The organism is Streptomyces ossamyceticus, from assembly GCF_001418475.1.
Taxonomy (GTDB): domain Bacteria; phylum Actinomycetota; class Actinomycetes; order Streptomycetales; family Streptomycetaceae; genus Streptomyces; species Streptomyces ossamyceticus.
Map to the genome: position 1 here is coordinate 1 of NZ_LIQX01000710.1, position 2,869 is coordinate 2,869.

At 73.6% G+C, this 2,869-nt stretch carries 2 protein-coding genes and 1 pseudogene; 1 reads left to right on the plus strand and 2 read right to left on the minus strand.

The features are described 5' to 3' along the window. Positions 1-837, plus strand: an 837-nt coding sequence (locus AOK15_RS37200) for an ATP-binding protein (protein ID WP_240508769.1), incomplete at its 5' end; no start/stop codon positions are given. A 151-nt stretch (positions 838-988) separates the two neighbouring features. On the opposite strand, the gene AOK15_RS37205 is transcribed toward AOK15_RS37200, so the two are convergent. Both AOK15_RS37205 and AOK15_RS37210 read right to left on the minus strand, forming a co-directional pair. Then, complete coding sequence (locus tag AOK15_RS37205) at positions 989-2,029, minus strand: AI-2E family transporter (RefSeq protein WP_055523088.1); 1,041 nt, start codon at positions 2,027-2,029, stop codon at positions 989-991. 117 nt (positions 2,030-2,146) lie between these two features. Continuing rightward, positions 2,147-2,869, minus strand: a pseudogene (locus tag AOK15_RS37210) (hypothetical protein); the annotation flags it as partial.

Below are 2,869 nucleotides of genomic sequence, written 5' to 3' on the forward strand. Positions count from 1 at the left end.
CCGGCAGCCGTGGCGGCTGACCCGGTGGGCGTGGTGGCTGATCCGGTGGGCATAGTGGCTGACCCGGTGGGCGTGGTGGCTGATCCGGTAGCCGCAGCCGCCGAACCGATGGCTGTGGCGGACGATCCCGTGGTCGCGACGGCGGCTTCGACCTCTCTCGTGGCCGACTCGGCGCCCTCCGGTGCCGGCCCGACCTCCGTCGCTCTGCCCGGAACCCTCCCCGTGGTGAACGGGCTCGCTCCCGGACGGCTGGAGGCACTGGCCGACGCACTGGTCCAAGGTGTGCACGGGCCGTCGTCCCATCACACGCCCGGCCCGCTGGCCGACCGGCGCGAGGACGACATAGCGATGCTGCTGCTGTCCCGAGAGGCCGGGGGTTCCGGCCGCGGTGACACCGTCGGCGTACGGCCTCCCGTGCGCCGCACCGCCCTGACCGTCGCGCAGGCCGAGCCGGAACGCATCGCCGGGGCCCGCCAGCAGGTCCGCGAACTGCTCCACGACTGGTCCTGTCCCGATCAGGTCGACTCGGCGGTCCTGCTGGTCTCCGAGATGCTCACCAACGTCCTCGTCCACACCGACGCCGACGCGCTTCTCGTCGTCGAGATGACCGGCGAGGGCGGCAAGCGGCGGATGCGGATCGAGGTGACGGACGCCAGCGACGACCTCCCGCACAAGCGCCGCCCCGGCGAACTGGCCTCCTCCGGACGCGGTCTCGTCCTCATGGACGTGCTCGCGGACGCCTGGGGCGTCGACCCGCGCGGCGACGGCAAGAGCATCTGGTTCGAACTCCACGAGCCCTCAGAACCGCAGGCCCCGCCGGGCGAGACGGCTGGATGACCGAACAGCGAAGCGCGTCCCGCACCCGACGACAACCCGAGCCGCACGCACGAGCGACGCTGATCGCCCCCGGCGGGAGGCCCCTTGTCCCCGGCCACGTGGCCCCCCGGCCGTGTGGCCCCGGCACGGGCAGCTCACGGCCAGGCCGCCGCTAGGCGACCTTCTCCTTCGCGTACCGGTCCCGTAGCTCGTGGACGACGCCGAAGGCCGCCGCGGTCAGCGGTACCGCGAAGAGCATGCCGAGGACGCCGGCGACCGAGGCGCCCGCGGTGATGGCGATCATGACGACCGCCGGGTGCATCTGCACCGTCCGACTCTGGATCATCGGCATGAGCACATGCCCCTCCAACTGCTGCACGGCCAGCACGATCCCGAGGACCCACAGCGCGATCACCGCCCCCCGGTCGGCGAGGGCCACGAGCACCGCCACCCCACCCGAGACGACGGCGCCGAGATACGGGATGTACGCGCCGACGAACACGAGCGCGGCGAGCCCGACCGCGCCCGGCACATCGAGGATCAGCAACCCGACCCCGATGCACGTGGCGTCGATGAGCGCCACGAGGGTCGTCCCGCGCATGAACCCCTCGACGGCCTCGAACGCCCGCCGCGCGATGGCCTCCACCGTGTCGGCGAGCCCGCACGGCGACAACGCCCGGATGGTGTCGGACACCCGGTCGGAGTCCCGCAGGAAGAAGAAGACGAGCAGCAGCGCGAGGACGGCCATGGCGATGGCCTCGCCGACGGCACTCACCCCGCTGACGACGTGGGACGCCGCCGTCCTCCCGAACCGGCCCAGCAACTCCTTGGCGTTGGCGGCGAGATCGTCCAGCGAGGTACCGGCCGCGCCGAAGTGCCGGGTGACGTCCTCGGCCGCGTCCCTGAGGGAGGCGATGATCTGGTCCCCGGTGCCGATGAGCGCGGCGACCACGACGTAGACGGCACCGCCCACGACCGCGACCACCGCGACACAGGTGAGGCCCGCGGCGAGCGACCGGTGCATCCGCGCCCTGACCAGCCGCCGGTGCAACGGCCCGAGCAACGCGGCCCCCAGCAGGGCGAGCAGCACCGGCGTGACGGCCGTCCTGAACTCCACGCACAGCCGGATCCCCACGTACACGACCCCGGCGACGAGCAGCACGACGGCACACCAGGCGGCGAGACGCCGCACGGGTTCGGGGAGCAGCTGCACCCCTCCAGCGGACCACGGCCACCGTCACCCTGTCGTGCGCGGACGCCCCGGCCGGGTGACGCGGGCGACCGGCCGGACCAGGGCAGGTCCTCCGCGACTCGTCCGGGCCCGGTCAACTCATCGGCGTCCGGTCGGGTCGCGGCCGATCAGGAACAGCTGCGCGTCGCCCGCGCCACCGGCGCCGGTCGCGTCGGCGCAGCCCTGCGCCACCGCGACCGCCCCCTTCTCCTCGGGGCCGCCGCGCATACCGACGCAGACGTCCGCGTCGCCCCGCCCCGGCCGCAACCGCCACGCGCCCTTGGTGCCCTTGCCGGTGCCCTCGGCCCGTTCGATGCGGAACAGCTGGGAGGAGCCGCCGACCTTGCAGTCGTCCCAGGGCTCGAACATGTGCTGGAACTCGCTGTCGCTGAGCAGGGTGAGACAGCCCTTGCCGTGCCGCGGATGGTCCCACTGGATGCGGTAGTACCCGTCGTCCGCCCGCAGCAGATACGTCTTCGGCGGCACGGCCTCCTCGCACGGCCGCTGCATCGCCACCACCTTCGACTCACCGCTGTCCACCCGTACGTTCCCGTCGGTGAGGCAGAGGTCGGGAGCGCGTACGGGGCGGATGCGGGTGAGCCCGGGAGCGGGACCGGGCGGCACGGGAGCGCCGGCGCCCTCACCGGCCCGGGTACCGGAGGGCTCCGAGGTCCGCGTCGTCCGCCCGCGGTCCCCGTCCCCGCCGCCGCTCGACGACGTCCCGTCCCGCGGCAGCCACACCAGTACGCCGACGACGATCAGGGCGACCGTACCGAGCGAGGCCACAGCGGCGAGTGCCGCGGCACCAACCCGCCCCCCGAA